The organism is Pectobacterium sp. 1950-15 (genome assembly GCF_037136835.1).
Classification (GTDB): domain Bacteria; phylum Pseudomonadota; class Gammaproteobacteria; order Enterobacterales; family Enterobacteriaceae; genus Pectobacterium.
The window spans coordinates 119,644-133,806 of sequence record NZ_JBBBQR010000013.1; the positions used below are offsets into that span (position 1 = coordinate 119,644).

The following is a 14,163-nucleotide window of genomic DNA, read 5'->3' on the forward strand; positions in this document are numbered from 1 at the left end:
TTTAATGCGTTTTTCCGTGTTGCCAGCGGCGCATTAAGCGGCTTTTTAATCCGGTATCAAAGCGCCAGATATGGTCAAAGATGCGCATGATGCCGGGTTTGCCGTGATCGGACATCGCTACAGCATGGAAACGATGCTGTAGCTGCTTCTGGCGGCTTTTCACCTTATTTACCACCTCATCCGGCAATCGTTGGGCAATAAAATCTGAAATCACCACCGCATCGGCATCATGCCAAAGCGCTTCATCCATCTTATCCAATAATGCTGACAGACAGGCGCTCATATCCGTACCGCCACGGAAGGATTGGCTGAGAAAACGTATCGCCTGCTCTAATCCATCCGCAGACGTGAGTTCGTATTTCACCACGCCGGTAGAAAACAGCATGATGTAGCAGCGGCGGTTATCGGCGAGCGCGATGCGCATCAGCGCAAGGCAGAAGGCTTTGGCGCAGCGTTCGTTAAAACCCCCCATCGAGCCTGATGTATCAACGCAGACGATGAAGGGGCCACGCGGCTGTTGTTCATTTCGCTGATGAATCACAGGGCGTTCCATAATTTTCTCGCGCCAGTTCTCACCTTGTAAGCGATAGGTCAGCAGGCGATGTTCCAACAGACGACGATAAAACTCGAATTCCAGTTCGCTGATGCCCAGAGCAGCCAGCTCGGTTGGCATCAAGCGCAAAATGTCATCGCTCTGATGTATGCCACTGACCTGTTCAGGCACGGTAGCGGGTTCCCGTACGCTTACCCGAAAGGCTTTCTGTGGGGCATCTTGAGTAAGGATGGATTTGGTTTCCCTGCTGCGCCCCAGTTGTTCCGCCAGTTTCTGTAATTCTGGTTGGCGTTGTAGGAAAGCGCCAAAATCCAATAACGGGCGAGGGTCGGTGTGAATACGCTGTGCTACGCTGAGATCCCAGAGCCGTCCGGCTGCATTTTCATTTTCAACCAAAATGGGTTCGAGCTTACCGCTGAGCGTCAGGCGTTGCTGTAATTCATCCAACAGAATTTCCCGCTCTTGTTCCATCAACTGCTGATGTAATGAAACCGTTTGCAAGGTGAGGCTTAAGCGCCAGCGCTGTAGGAAGAGCGCGTGAAGCCCATTGGTGAGCTTCTGTTCTAAGGTTCGATCTGGGTAAGGGGAGTCGATAAGCTGTGAAGCCTGGGCTATAAACGGTGATTCCACGGTGTTGAGCGTATCCATTATCTCAGGGAGGCGCGTCTGGAAAGTCTGATTGTCGAGTGATAGTGAATGTTGATAGCAGCTAAATTCTTTTTCCAGCTCTGGAGGTATCTGGGTGGTACGCAGGCGCTGCTTTAAGGTTTCTTTCCATTTGGGGATATCGTTGAGTAATGATGACTTCAGGCTGGGGAATTTTTCAAAAAAGAACGCGATCTGTGGTGTCGCCAGCAGCGTCATGATTAGCTCATCCAGCAGTTCGTTTTCATCAATAGACAGAAGTATTTCCAGTGATTCCAGCGTGATCATTGGCGTTAATCCTGTTGCTTTGATTGAGCGATCAGATCGGCAACCTGTTGCAAACTGGCTTCTATTTTGGCCAGCCACTCACCTTGGACAAATAGGCAAGGCTGATGCTGACTGAATAAGCGGCGCTGTTCACGCAGCTGCATACCTAGTTTTTCATATTCATCGATAATGTCGGCTGGAAGTGCACTGTTTCGCTTTTCCGGTAGAGAAAGCATAGAGGTTTGCAGACTGATGTCGCGAATGGTTAAATGCTGACGATCGTCCACCGCCAGATCGAGACGTTGGGTAAAGCCAATACCGTTGAGCTTACCTCGAATCTCCCCCCCTTTCTGTAGCCAGCTTTGCAGCGCATTCTTTTCAAGAATCACATGGCTGACTTCAATATCGTGCAAGATCAGCGGGCGTTGTAATACCAGATCCAATGTATCTGTGATGATGGTTTCTGGCAGCGTGTAGTGGATTTTCCGGCCGAGGAAGTGCCCCTGCTTCTCTACCGAAAATGCCTGTAGTTCGCTTTGTTCTCGTTGGTATTGCTGGCGTTTGGTATTCACCTGCTGTAGGCGGAACAGCAGATTTCTCTGTTGGTAGGCGTGTTCGGTGATCAACAGCTCAAGCTGACGCTCAATGAGCGCCAAGGTGCTTTGGTCATGCCAGAGACAGTCTTTCAGCAGGATGATATCCACTGGTGTAATGGCATCCCGGCCGCAGAAAAACGCACTGGCCTGAAGCAGACGCAGTGCTTTTTTCCAGCGCCGATCGGAAATGTAAGGTGCCTGCTCTAGCGTATCAAGCTGCTGGCGTAATGTGTAAATCAGCTCGAAACTGGCTTCCGGTAGCGCGATGTGCTCAATGTCTTTCTGCCACTGTTGGTACTCTTCATCGCTGACACTGAGAGCAGGTAGTACGGGGTTATCGCGTTCGCTGCTGTTGTTCACGAGGAGCGCACGGAAATTCTGTTTTTCCTGGACACGATCGAGCCACAGGCGGATGAGCATGCGGTCATAAAGCGCTTCCAAACCGCCATCCGCCTCCGGCAGTTCATTCGACGCCGCGATCAGCAAGCGCATGGGGATAATGTCTTCGCTGTTGCCGTTACGGAAGTGCCGTTCGTTAATGGCTGTCAGCAGGGTGTTCAAAATCGCGGGGCCCGCTTTCCAAATCTCATCCAGAAACACGATTTCAGCTTCCGGCAGATAGCCAGCGGTCAGGCGCTGATAGCGACCCTCATCTTTTAATGCCTGAATGGAAAGGGGACCGAATACTTCTTCTGGGGTGGAAAAGCGGGTCATCAGGTATTCAAACGCATTCGCGTGACGAAACGCAAATTTAAGACGCCGAGCGATCATACTTTTGGCGATACCTGGCGGCCCTAGCAGAAAAACACTTTCTCCGCTTAGCGCTGCCAGCAGACAGAGACGAATGGCGTGCTGTCTTTCGTAGAGCCCGTGTTCTAGTGCATGGCTGAGACGAGAAATTCTTTCTGCCAATGCCGCAGTTTGACGCATAATTAATCCGTTAGCCCATGTGTGATGTATTGAAATTGTTTATGTCTCAACCCGATTACTTCGCGGAAAGCGGTCTCTCAGAAAAACCCTACTTTTATAAAGACAATAATAATATTAAACGACAGGTCACAGTTTTTTATTAGAATACTTTTACGAATTATTCAACCTAATGGCGACAGTAATCAATAAACCCGCTTTTATAGGGAGGCTTGAGCTGGCGATTCACATAATAAAAATGGGTTTTTAGCCTGATTTGTGCATACTGTGCGCTCTTGGACGAGTTGCTGTGAATGACGCGCTTCGCGGACTGATTAATAACAGAAGATAGGTTTATGAGCTCAGAACATAAACGTTCGCTTCCGGCGGTCACGCTGGCGGCCATCGGGGTGGTTTATGGAGATATAGGAACCAGCCCTCTTTATACGTTAAGGGAATGTTTATCAGGGCAGTTTGGTTTTGGGGTCGAGCCTGGCTCGGTCTTTGGCTTTCTTTCACTGATCTTTTGGCTGTTGGTTCTCGTTGTTTCGCTGAAATATCTGACCTATGTGATGCGTGCTGACAACGCTGGCGAAGGTGGGATTCTCACCCTTATGTCGCTAGCCGGGCGCAATACCTCCGATCGCATGACGTCCGTGCTGGTCATCATGGGGTTGATTGGCGGCAGCTTCTTCTATGGAGAAGTGGTCATCACGCCAGCCATCTCGGTAATGTCGGCGATGGAAGGGCTGGAAATTGCCGCGCCGTCGATGGACAGCTATATCGTCCCGCTATCGATTGTCGTTCTGACATTACTCTTTATCATTCAAAAACACGGTACAGGCAGTGTAGGTAAACTGTTTGCGCCCGTGATGCTGATTTGGTTTTTAACGCTCGGTGTGCTGGGGGCGCGAAGTATTATCGCTAACCCCGAAGTTTTGCAGGCGTTGAATCCGATGTACGCCGTTCGCTTCTTTATCGAATATAAAGCGGTGTCGTTCTTCGCGCTGGGGGCGGTGGTGCTGGCGATTACCGGGGTCGAGGCGCTGTATGCCGATATGGGGCACTTCGGTAAATTCCCGATTCGTCTGGCCTGGTTTACGGTGGTGCTGCCGTCGCTGGTGTTAAATTACTTCGGGCAGGGGGCGCTGCTGCTGAAGAACCCTGAAGCGATCAAGAACCCCTTCTTCCTGCTGGCGCCAGATTGGGCGCTGATTCCACTGATGATATTGGCGACGCTGGCGACAATCATTGCCTCGCAGGCCGTCATTTCCGGCGTTTTCTCCCTGACGCGCCAGGCAGTACGGCTGGGCTACTTGCCACCGATGCGTATTGTACACACGTCAGATATGGAATCCGGTCAGATCTATATCCCTGCCATTAACTGGATGCTGTATATCGCTGTCGTCATCGTGATTGTCAGCTTTGAGCATTCGGGCAATTTGGCTGCGGCCTATGGGATTGCGGTAACGGGCACGATGGTGATTACCAGCATTCTGTTCTGTACAGTGGCGCTGAAGAACTGGCTCTGGAACCGCTATCTGGCGTGGGTATTGCTGGCGGGCTTGCTGATTATCGATGTACCGATGTTTTTGGCGAACGTGGTCAAAATTCTGTCCGGCGGCTGGCTGCCGCTAGCGCTGGGCATGGTGATGTTTATTATCATGACGACGTGGAAAAGCGAGCGCTTCAGGCTGCTGCGTCGGTTGCATGAACACGGTAACTCGCTGGATGCCATGATTGCGTCGCTGGAGAAATCGCCGCCGACGCGTGTACCGGGAACTGCCGTCTATTTCTCGCGTGCGACTCGCGTGATCCCGTTCGCGCTGCTGCATAACCTGAAGCACAATAAGATCCTGCATGAGCGCGTGGTGCTGTTAACCATGCGAACGGAAGATGCACCCTATGTGCTGAACGCCCGCCGCGTAACGGTTGAACAGCTTTCGCCGACGTTCTGGCGAGTGATTGCCAACTATGGCTGGCGTGAAACGCCGGATGTGGAAGAGGTATTTCAGCGCTGTTGGCAGGACGGGTTAACCTGCCAAATGATGGAAACGTCTTTCTTTATGTCCAATGAATCGCTGATTATCGGCGAACGCCCATGGTACCTGCGCCTGCGCGGTAAGCTGTTCATGATGCTCAGCCGTAATGCGCTGCGAGCGGCGGATCAGTTTGAAATACCGCCCAACAGGTTGATCGAGCTGGGGATACAGGTCGAGATTTAAATGAACCGAATAGACGATCTTATGTTGGGATAAGATCGAGATATACGGTCGACCACGAGGCGAGGCATCCCTGCGGGAACCTCATCCTCGTGTTTCCCTAATAACAAACACCGAGTTGCGTTAGTACGTTAACTATTTTACCAATTCACCGACACAATCAGCCCGCCTTCGGGCTGGTTGGTGAATGTCACCCGCATCTGGTGCAGTTTGGCGATGTTGTTCACGATGGAAATCCCCAGACCGCTGCCGGATTTTTCCTGCCCCGGTGGGCGATAAAAGCGCTCGCCGATTCTTGCCAGCGCTTCATTGCTGATGCCCGGCCCGTTGTCGGCGACCTTAACGCTATTTTCTGTCAGCGTCAGGCTTACCGTCCCCCCTGCATTGCTGTAGCGAATGGCATTATCCACCAGATTGCGCACCAGCAGAGTCAACAGCAACGGATGACCCTGCCGAATAACCGGGGTGTCCGGTAAATCCAGCGTGAGTTCGATACCCGCGCTTTGCGCCGCGTGGTAATGCGCGATCGCGGCCTGTTGCAGTAATTCATTGAGCTGGACGGGTTGCATCCCTTCGGGGGACGATTCGGCATCCAGCCGCGACAGCGTCAGGAGCTGATCCACCAGCCGGGTGGCGCGATCGATACCTTTATCCAGATTAATCAGCGCATGGTGCCTCATCGTTTCATCGTCATGCGCCAACTGAGCGACTTCGGTTTGAACTTTCAACGCCGCCAGCGGGCTACGCAATTCGTGAGCCGCATCGGAGGTAAAACGACGCTCACGAACCAGCATGTCGCTGATACGGGAAAACAGATGGTTTAATGCGTTAATCAGCGGGCGAACTTCTTGCGGGATGTTCTGCGTTGCCAACGGGGTGCTGTCATCGGGGGAACGCTGCTGAAGCTCGGCGGCAATGCGTTTTAGCGGTGAGAGTTCACGCGTCACCAGCCAGAACAGCAGTGCCAGCATGATCGGTAGTGCAAATAGCCAGGGCATCAGGTTGGTTTTTACAATATCCAGTGTCATATCCTGGCGGTATTCCCATTCCTGACCCACAGCAATCACGTAACGATTGTCCGCCGTCGTCAGCCAGACGATGCGCCATGCGTCGTTATCATCGCGTAATTGGCCGTCGATGAAGCCGTTGCGCGTATAGTCAAAAATGAAATCTTTGCCGTTATCACCATCGTTCAACACCATTTCCCCGTCGCGAGTAAAAATCGCGAAGGCCAGCGCATCATCGTCCTGCTTGCCGCGGTTCTTATGTACCAGACTCTTGGTTTTGGGCAGGGACACCGGCTGGATTCGCAATTCATCAGGATTCATGGTGGCCAGACGTTTGGCGAACAGCATTTGCTGGGTATCAAATAGCTCATTGATGTTATGGCGCGTTTGATACCACGAAAGCAGGCTGGCTACACCCCAGCAAATCAGTGTCAGCAGCGTGAAACCGGTAATCAGACGTAAGCGCAGGCTGAGTCGGTTCATGGTGCGCCTCCCAGAATATAGCCAACGCCATGCACTGTACGGATAAACCCGCTGCCCAGCTTTTTGCGCAGGTGGTGGATGTGCACTTCTACGGCATTGCTGGAGACGTCATCGTCCCACCCGTAGAGCTTTTCTTCCAACTGCGCGCGTGTGAGCACACGGTTCGGGTTGAGCAAAAACAGTTCCAGCAGCGCCAGTTCGCGAGATTTTAGTATCAGCGGTTCATTGTTAAGCGTGACGTTTCGTGAGCCCGACTCAAGGGAAACCGCACCGTGCGTTAATGCTGGTTGAAGCTGACCGTGACGACGGCGAATCAGCGCCTGCAGACGAGCGGCAACCTCCGTCAGCGCAAAGGGCTTACATAAATAATCGTCGGCGCCTTGCTGCAGCCCTTCCACACGCTGTTCCAGCGCATCGCGGGCGGTCAGAATCAGCACCGGTTCGTCATGTCCAGCCTGACGCCACTGGCGCAGGATATCCATCCCGTCCATACCCGGCAGGCTGAGATCGAGCACCACCGCATCATAGGGGGCTGCCTTCAAGGCAGCGGCACCCGCTTTACCTTCCGTAAACCAGTCAATATTAAAACCCAGTTTGTTAAGCCCTGCTTTCAGGCCGTCGCCAATCAGGCGATCGTCTTCAATTAACAATATTCTCATGGCTGCCTCGCAAGGAATGTGTCGCTGTCGCGTTTGCGCCTTTTCCGGTTTTATACGAAATCGGGGGGCGATGTGTACAGGACAAATCGCTGAAAGCGGGCGATGTCGGCAATATAAAAAAATAAAAATGCAGACGCTGATTCCTTAAGATTCTGTTAAGAACGGTTTGTTTTAATCCTTCCCGAAGACCGATTACTCCCGCAGGTTGACTGCGAAACAGTTGACTGTGAAACGACAGGCAAAATAAGGAAGGTAAAATATGAAAAAAGCAGCTGCGTTACTCGCCATTACCGCTCTGGTTTCTGCACCGGTATTTGCCGCGCAAAGCGGCGGTGGTTTCGTCAATCCTGAAACGCCAGCGGTTGGTACACATAAAGGGGGATTTGTTGATCCCCAGAATTCCCTCACCACGGTAGATAAGGCTAAAGATCTGCGTGACGACAGTTGGGTTACGCTGAGCGGCAATATTGAAAAACGGATCGGTGATGAGAATTATTTGTTCCGCGATGCGACGGGCACGATGGAAGTCGAGATCGATCACAAACGCTGGAATGGCCAGATGGTTTCACCTACCGATAAAGTGGAAATTCAGGGGGAACTGGATAAAGACTTCAATTCCGTCGAACTGGATGTGAAGCAGATTCGTAAACTCTAAATTGTTATCCTCAATTCTCTTTTGGCGGGCCGGTGCCCGCCATTTCTCTATTTATCAGTCAGCTATACCCGTCATACTTCAAGTTGCATGTGCGTTGGCTGCGTTCAAATACTCGGCCCGTCGTGGGCCTCACCCCTTCGGGGCCAGCGCAAGCGCTGTTCAAAAACGCTTTGCCGTTTTTGTCCTGAAACTCGAATTATTTAGGGCATATAACAGCCTCTCGTTCTCTTTGTTTTTTTGTTAGCGAAACGTTTCGATAGCGATCACATTTTTTTTATCTCTTCGTTGCCTTTCTCTCTTCTTTTTCTAGAATGTTATTAGCGAAACGTTTCGCTGGTGGGGTGAGAAGATGAAAAAAGCAGCATTATTGAATTCAGATATTTCTTCCGTGATTTCTCGACTGGGGCATACCGATAGCCTTGTGATTGGTGATGCGGGTTTGCCGATTCCAGAAACGACGACGCGTATCGATCTGGCGTTAACACATAACGTGCCGACGTTTTTGCAGGTGGTGAGTGTGGTCACCAGTGAAATGCAGGTCGAGGCCGCTATTCTGGCGGAAGAGATTATTGAAAAGAACCCCACAGTCCATGACGCATTACTCGATCAATTGAAGCAACTTGAACAACACCAGGGAAACTCAATTGCATTGCACTATGTTAGCCATGAAGAATTTAAAACCCAAAGCGGCAAAAGCCGGGCCATCATTCGCAGCGGAGAGTGCTCTCCATATGCCAATGTCATCCTGTGTGCTGGCGTAACGTTCTGAGGCATCCATGCAACCTTTACTGCAACTGCAAGGCATCACGAAATCTTTTCCCGGCGTTAAAGCGCTGTCCGGTGCGGCGCTCAACGTCTATCCGGGGAAAGTGATGGCGCTGGTGGGCGAGAACGGTGCGGGCAAGTCCACCATGATGAAAGTCCTGACCGGGATCTACCGTAAAGATGCCGGCAGCATCCATTTTCTGGGGCAGGAGGTGGATTTCAACGGGCCGAAAGCGTCTCAGGAAGCTGGTATCGGTATTATCCATCAGGAACTTAACCTGATTCCCCAGCTTACGATTGCCGAGAATATTTTTCTCGGGCGTGAGTTTACCAACCGCTTTGGCCGCCTCGACTGGAATAAGATGTATGCGGAAGCCGACAAGCTGCTGAAGCGCCTGAATCTGCGCTACGACAGCCGTCGTATGGTCGGGGATTTATCGATTGGCGATCAGCAAATGGTGGAAATTGCCAAGGTGCTGAGCTTTGAATCGAAAGTCATCATCATGGATGAACCTACCGATGCTCTGACGGATACCGAAACCGCTTCGCTATTCAGCGTGATCAAAGAGCTGCAATCTCAAGGATGCGGCATTGTCTATATTTCCCACCGCCTGAAAGAAATCTTTGAAATCTGCGATGACATTACCGTGTTCCGCGATGGTCAGTTCATCGGCGAGCGCCCGGTCAGTGACTTACAGGAAGATACGCTGATTGAAATGATGGTGGGCCGTAAGCTGGAAGATCAGTACCCGCGTTCGAATAAAGCGCCAGGAGAGGTTCGTCTGAAGGTGCAAAACCTGTCTGGGCCGGGCGTCGACAGCGTCAGCTTTACAGTGCGGAAAGGCGAAATTCTTGGCGTCGCTGGGCTGATGGGCGCGGGTCGTACCGAACTGATGAAGATTCTTTACGGCGCATTGCCGCGCACTGGCGGCAATGTGACGCTTGATGGCCGCGACGTGGTGACCCGAAAACCGCAGGATGGTTTGGCGAACGGCATCGTTTACATATCGGAAGACCGTAAGCGTGATGGTTTGGTGTTGGGCATGTCGGTAAAAGAAAACATGTCGTTAACCGCGCTGCGCTACTTCAGCCATGCGGGTGGTCGTCTGAAACACGCCGAAGAGCAATTGACGGTTGCCGACTTTATTCGCCTGTTCAATGTTAAAACGCCATCAATGGAGCAGCCTATCGGCCTGCTTTCCGGCGGTAATCAGCAGAAAGTGGCGATAGCCCGCGGCCTGATGACGCGCCCGAATGTCCTGATCCTCGATGAACCGACGCGTGGCGTCGATGTCGGGGCGAAGAAAGAAATTTATCAGTTAATCAATCAATTCAAAGAAGAAGGGTTGAGTATCATATTGGTGTCATCCGAAATGCCCGAAGTCTTGGGAATGAGCGATCGCATCATTGTGATGCATGAAGGGCGCTTGAGCGGTGATTTCCCGATTGAGCAAGCAACCCAGGAAGTACTGATGGCTGCGGCCGTTGGTAAGCAATACGGCGCAAAGCAGGAGTAAGTCAGACATGAGTTCTCAATCTATCGCGGCAAAACGCTGGTTCAGCAAAGAGTGGTTACTGGAGCAGAAATCGCTGATCGCGCTCCTGATCCTTATTGCGATTGTTTCCGCTATGAGCCCTAACTTTTTCACCCTGAATAACCTGTTCAATATTCTTCAGCAGACGTCGGTGAACGCCATCATGGCCGTTGGTATGACGCTGGTGATTCTAACCTCGGGCATCGATTTGTCAGTGGGTTCACTACTGGCATTGACGGGGGCTGTTGCAGCTTCCATCGTCGGGCTGGAAGTCAATGCGCTGGTGGCTGTGTTTGGCGCGTTGGCGCTGGGGGCGCTGATTGGCGCGGGCACCGGCGTCATTGTCTCCAAAGGTAAAGTGCAGGCGTTTATCGCTACGCTGGTCATGATGTTGCTGCTGCGCGGTGTGACGATGGTCTATACCAACGGCAGCCCGATTAATACCGGCTTTTCCGATGTGGCGGATGCTTTTGGCTGGTTCGGCATCGGTCGTCCGCTGGGGATTCCGACGCCAATCTGGATCATGGCTATCGTGTTCGCAGCGGCTTGGTACATGCTGCACCATACGCGTCTGGGACGCTATATCTATGCGCTGGGCGGCAATGAATCTGCTACCCGTTTGTCCGGCATCAGCGTTGATAAAATCAAGATTATTGTCTATTCCCTGTGTGGGCTGCTGTCTGCCCTGGCGGGAATTATCGAAGTTGCACGTTTGTCCTCTGCACAGCCTACGGCGGGGACAGGGTATGAACTGGATGCCATCGCGGCGGTGGTATTGGGCGGCACCAGTCTGGCTGGAGGAAAAGGGCGTATCGTTGGCACGCTGATCGGCGCACTTATCCTTGGTTTCCTCAACAACGGACTGAATTTATTAGGTGTTTCTTCTTACTACCAAATGATCGTTAAAGCAGTCGTCATTTTGCTGGCGGTTCTGGTAGATAACAAAAGCAGTAAATAACCTTCATTCACACAGGAATTGAGTTATGAATATGAAAAAGCTGGCTACTCTGGTTTCCGCTGTTGCGCTGAGCGCGACTGTCAGTGCTAATGCCTTGGCCAAAGATACGGTTGCTCTGGTGGTTTCTACGCTGAATAACCCGTTCTTTGTTTCAATGAAAGAGGGTGCGCAGAAAGAAGCTGACAAACTGGGTTACGAGCTGATCGTGCTGGATTCACAGAATAACCCAGCGAAAGAACTGGCTAACGTTCAGGATTTGACGGTACGTGGAACCAAAGTTCTGCTGATCAACCCGACCGATTCTGATGCGGTCGGTAATGCGATTAAAATGGCGAACCAGGCCAAGATCCCTGTTATTACGCTGGACCGCGTTGCAAGCAGTGGTGAAGTGGTGAGCCACGTTGCTTCTGATAACGCCTTCGGTGGTAAAGTGGCTGGTGACTTCATCGCCAAGAAACTGGGTGAAGGCGCTAAAGTTATTCAACTGGAAGGGATTGCCGGAACGTCTGCCGCGCGTGAGCGTGGTGCGGGCTTCATGAAATCTGCTGAGAAAAATAAATTCGCTATGCTGGCCAGCCAACCGGCCGACTTCGATCGTACTAAAGGGCTGAACGTGATGCAGAACCTGCTGACCGCGCACCCTGACGTTCAAGCGGTATTTGCTCAGAACGATGAAATGGCGTTGGGTGCACTGCGTGCGCTGCAAACTGCAGGCAAGACTGATGTGCTGGTCGTCGGTTTTGACGGTACGCAGGATGGCGTGAAGGCTGTTGAATCAGGCAAGCTGGCGGCAACGGTTGCTCAGCGTCCCGATCAGATCGGTGTGATCGGTATCGAAACTGCTGCAAAGGTGCTGAAAGGCGAAAAAACGCAGGCCATCATTCCGGTTGACCTGAAGCTGGTAGCAAAATAATTAAAGAATAAAGCAGGGCTCGCGCCACCCGTTTGTGGTGGCGCATTATTAACGTAGTAGCGGGATTCGACATAATGAAAACGGGTAAGCTGGTGGTGCTGGGCAGTATTAATGCTGACCATATTCTCAATCTTGAGCAATTTCCCCGCCCAGGCGAAACAGTGATCGGTGAGCAATATAGCGTTGCTTTCGGTGGGAAAGGCGCCAATCAGGCCGTTGCCGCTGGCCGAAGCGGTGCAGACATCGCCTTTATTGCCTGCGTCGGAGACGATGATATTGGCACCCGTATTTGCCAGCAGTTATCCAAGGACAATATTGATGTTTCCGCCGTCGAGGCTATCTCCGGGGAAACAACCGGTGTTGCACTGATTTTTGTTAACGCCGACGCTGAGAACATGATCGCGATTAACGCCGGCGCGAATGCTGCCGTGACGACTGATTACCTTCATCGTCATCAGCAACACATTATGGATGCCTCGGCGTTGCTGATGCAGCTTGAGTCGCCGTTGGAAACGGTCATCGCAGCAGCCAAACTGGCGCATGAACACCAGACGAAAGTGATTCTTAACCCCGCCCCTGCACGTGAACTGCCTGATGAACTGTTATCGCTGGTCAATATGATCACGCCGAATGAAACCGAAGCGCAGTTCCTGACGGGAATTACCGTTGAGACGGAAGACGATGCGGCTCGCGCAGCACAGGTTCTGCACGATAAAGGCATTGAAACGGTTCTCATCACGTTGGGTAGCCGTGGTGTATGGCTAAGTGAAAACGGCCAGGGGCAGCGTATTCCGGGGTATCGTGTAAAAGCCGTGGATACTATTGCCGCCGGGGATACATTTAATGGTGCGCTTGTTACCGCGTTGCTGGAAAATAAACCGATGTCCTCCGCCGTAAAATTTGCTCATGCGGCAGCGGCGATAGCGGTTACTCGCCGAGGCGCTCAGCCCTCTGTCCCATGGCGTGAAGAGATCGACGAATTTTTGCAAACCCAGGGGTGATCTTTGGCCACCATGAAAGATGTCGCCCGTCTTGCGGGCGTTTCTACTTCTACTGTATCCCACGTTATTAATAACAATCGCTTTGTCAGCGATACCATTCGCGAAAAAGTGATGAAGGCCGTTGAGGATCTCAACTATGCGCCCTCTGCGCTGGCCAGAAGTCTGAAGATAAACCAGACCCGCACCATCGGCATGTTGCTCACTGCCAGTAATAACCCGTTTTATGCTGAAGTGGTACGTGGCGTTGAGCGTTGTTGCTATGAGCGGGGCTATAGCCTGATTCTGTGCAACACCGAAGGCGATCGCGACAGAATGAGCCATAGCCTTGAAACGCTGCTACAAAAGCGGGTCGACGGCGTACTGCTGATGTGTACCGAAAGCCATCGCCCTTTGCCCGAAATGATGAGCCGCTATCCTTCTATTCCTATGGTCATGATGGATTGGGCCCCCTTTGAAGGCGTCATGGACGTCATTAAAGACAACTCTCTGCTCGGTGGAGAGATCGCGACCAATTACCTCATTTCTCGTGGCTATAAAAAGATAGCCTGCATTGCGGGCCCGAAAGATAAGACGACAGCCTATAACCGACTGGAAGGCTATCGGCAGGCGATGCAGTTCGCTGGGCTCTCTGTTCCCGCGGACTATGAAATTTTTGGCGATTTTGAATTCGAAGCAGGCTATCGCGCTATGCAGCAGTTGTTAGCGCTGGAAGATAAACCCGAAGCGGTGTTCACCAGTAATGATGCGATGGCCGTTGGTGTTTACCATGCGCTTTATCAGGCAGGGCTTTCGATTCCTCAAGACATGGCGGTTGTGGGTTACGATGACATTGAGCTAGCCCGCTATATGTCCCCACCTCTTACTACCGTTCATCAACCGAAGGATGAACTTGGCGAATTAGCGGTGGATACACTCTTATATCGCCTGGAACATCCCAATACTGAACCTAATGCACTGGTGTTGACGCCGGAATTGATGGTACGCCAGTCTGTAAGGTG

12 protein-coding genes are annotated in these 14,163 nt (G+C 51.9%); 8 read left to right on the forward strand and 4 right to left on the reverse strand.

Translation table 11 applies throughout. The annotated features are described in order from the left end of the window. Position 1: 1 nt before the first annotated feature. Positions 2 to 1,486, reverse strand: coding sequence for an ATPase RavA stimulator ViaA (gene viaA, locus WCT94_RS15340; protein WP_336870233.1), 1,485 nt, complete (start codon positions 1,484 to 1,486; stop codon positions 2 to 4). A 5-nt stretch (positions 1,487 to 1,491) separates the two neighbouring features. Next, positions 1,492 to 2,991, reverse strand: coding sequence for an ATPase RavA (gene ravA / locus WCT94_RS15345; RefSeq protein ID WP_336870234.1), 1,500 nt, complete (start codon positions 2,989 to 2,991; stop codon positions 1,492 to 1,494). A gap of 332 nt (positions 2,992 to 3,323) precedes the next feature. Between ravA and kup the strand changes: the two genes are divergently transcribed. Next, positions 3,324 to 5,192, forward strand: a complete 1,869-nt coding sequence (gene kup / locus WCT94_RS15350) for a low affinity potassium transporter Kup (protein ID WP_336870235.1) — start codon at positions 3,324 to 3,326, stop codon at positions 5,190 to 5,192. Positions 5,193 to 5,329: 137 nt separating this feature from the next. Here the strand turns inward: kup and qseC are convergent, their stop codons facing one another. Next, positions 5,330 to 6,679 carry a quorum sensing histidine kinase QseC gene (gene qseC, locus WCT94_RS15355; protein ID WP_336870236.1) on the reverse strand — a complete coding sequence of 450 codons (1,350 nt, stop codon included), beginning with the start codon at positions 6,677 to 6,679 and terminating at the stop codon, positions 5,330 to 5,332. Continuing rightward, the gene (gene qseB, locus WCT94_RS15360) at positions 6,676 to 7,338 is read right to left on the reverse strand and encodes a quorum sensing response regulator transcription factor QseB (RefSeq protein WP_336870237.1); all 663 of its coding nucleotides are present in this window, start codon (positions 7,336 to 7,338) and stop codon (positions 6,676 to 6,678) included. The genes qseC and qseB overlap by 4 nt, the downstream gene beginning before the upstream one ends. A 259-nt stretch (positions 7,339 to 7,597) precedes the next feature. On the opposite strand from qseB, the gene WCT94_RS15365 reads away from it, so the two are divergent. From WCT94_RS15365 to rbsR, 7 genes are all read left to right on the forward strand, one after another. Further along, a complete protein-coding gene (locus WCT94_RS15365) occupies positions 7,598 to 7,993 on the forward strand; it encodes a YgiW/YdeI family stress tolerance OB fold protein (protein ID WP_180785902.1) in 396 nt (131 codons plus the stop codon). Between the two features lie 349 nt (positions 7,994 to 8,342). Beyond that, positions 8,343 to 8,762 carry a D-ribose pyranase gene (gene rbsD, locus WCT94_RS15370; RefSeq protein ID WP_039533593.1) on the forward strand — a complete coding sequence of 140 codons (420 nt, stop codon included), beginning with the start codon at positions 8,343 to 8,345 and terminating at the stop codon, positions 8,760 to 8,762. 7 nt (positions 8,763 to 8,769) lie between these two features. Beyond that, the gene (gene rbsA, locus WCT94_RS15375) at positions 8,770 to 10,275 is read left to right on the forward strand and encodes a ribose ABC transporter ATP-binding protein RbsA (protein WP_336870238.1); all 1,506 of its coding nucleotides are present in this window, start codon (positions 8,770 to 8,772) and stop codon (positions 10,273 to 10,275) included. A 7-nt stretch (positions 10,276 to 10,282) separates the two neighbouring features. Further along, positions 10,283 to 11,251, forward strand: a complete 969-nt coding sequence (rbsC, locus tag WCT94_RS15380) for a ribose ABC transporter permease (protein ID WP_015842315.1) — start codon at positions 10,283 to 10,285, stop codon at positions 11,249 to 11,251. A gap of 25 nt (positions 11,252 to 11,276) precedes the next feature. After that, a complete protein-coding gene (rbsB, locus tag WCT94_RS15385; protein ID WP_005976509.1) occupies positions 11,277 to 12,164 on the forward strand; it encodes a ribose ABC transporter substrate-binding protein RbsB in 888 nt (295 codons plus the stop codon). A gap of 74 nt (positions 12,165 to 12,238) precedes the next feature. After that, positions 12,239 to 13,165: a ribokinase gene (gene rbsK / locus WCT94_RS15390; RefSeq protein ID WP_336870239.1), complete on the forward strand. Its 927-nt coding sequence runs from the start codon at positions 12,239 to 12,241 to the stop codon at positions 13,163 to 13,165. 3 nt (positions 13,166 to 13,168) lie between these two features. Then, positions 13,169 to 14,163: ribose operon transcriptional repressor RbsR (rbsR, locus tag WCT94_RS15395; protein WP_336870240.1), on the forward strand; the 995-nt coding region annotated here is incomplete at its 3' end.

Bases quoted from the DNA above. Each gene is read 5' to 3' on its own strand.
- viaA (WP_336870233.1), bottom strand. From the start codon at position 1,486: ATGATCACGCTGGAATCACTGGAAATACTTCTGTCTATTGATGAAAAC.
- ravA (WP_336870234.1), bottom strand. From the start codon at position 2,991: ATGCGTCAAACTGCGGCATTGGCAGAAAGAATTTCTCGTCTCAGCCAT.
- kup (WP_336870235.1), top strand. From the start codon at position 3,324: ATGAGCTCAGAACATAAACGTTCGCTTCCGGCGGTCACGCTGGCGGCC.
- qseC (WP_336870236.1), bottom strand. From the start codon at position 6,679: ATGAACCGACTCAGCCTGCGCTTACGTCTGATTACCGGTTTCACGCTG.
- qseB (WP_336870237.1), bottom strand. From the start codon at position 7,338: ATGAGAATATTGTTAATTGAAGACGATCGCCTGATTGGCGACGGCCTG.
- WCT94_RS15365 (WP_180785902.1), top strand. From the start codon at position 7,598: ATGAAAAAAGCAGCTGCGTTACTCGCCATTACCGCTCTGGTTTCTGCA.
- rbsD (WP_039533593.1), top strand. From the start codon at position 8,343: ATGAAAAAAGCAGCATTATTGAATTCAGATATTTCTTCCGTGATTTCT.
- rbsA (WP_336870238.1), top strand. From the start codon at position 8,770: ATGCAACCTTTACTGCAACTGCAAGGCATCACGAAATCTTTTCCCGGC.
- rbsC (WP_015842315.1), top strand. From the start codon at position 10,283: ATGAGTTCTCAATCTATCGCGGCAAAACGCTGGTTCAGCAAAGAGTGG.
- rbsB (WP_005976509.1), top strand. From the start codon at position 11,277: ATGAATATGAAAAAGCTGGCTACTCTGGTTTCCGCTGTTGCGCTGAGC.
- rbsK (WP_336870239.1), top strand. From the start codon at position 12,239: ATGAAAACGGGTAAGCTGGTGGTGCTGGGCAGTATTAATGCTGACCAT.